Here is a 258-nt window from a genome sequence, read left to right on the forward strand (position 1 = left end):
TGCCCTGGCTGTTGAGCATCAGCCAGAAGCCGGGGAAGGCGGCCACCGCCGTGACCAGCGAGCCCCAGAAATACACCCGCGTGCGCCCGATGCGGTCGGACAGCCGGCCGAAGTAGGGGATGGTGAAGCACATCACCAGCGCCGCCGCCATCACCCCGGTCAGCGCTTCCGTGCGCGTGATCTGCAATGTCTGGGTCAGGTACGAGATCGAGAACACGCCGAAAACGTTGAAGAACACGCCGTCGATGTAGCGCGCGC

At 65.1% G+C, this 258-nt stretch carries 1 protein-coding gene; it reads right to left on the reverse strand.

What is annotated here, in order from left to right; translation table 11 throughout:
- Positions 1-258: MFS transporter (locus tag SB771_RS35495; protein ID WP_410722101.1), on the reverse strand; the 258-nt coding region annotated here is incomplete at both ends.

The sequence above is a fragment of the Burkholderia sp. SIMBA_051 genome (assembly GCF_046534915.1).
Classification (GTDB): domain Bacteria; phylum Pseudomonadota; class Gammaproteobacteria; order Burkholderiales; family Burkholderiaceae; genus Burkholderia; species Burkholderia ambifaria.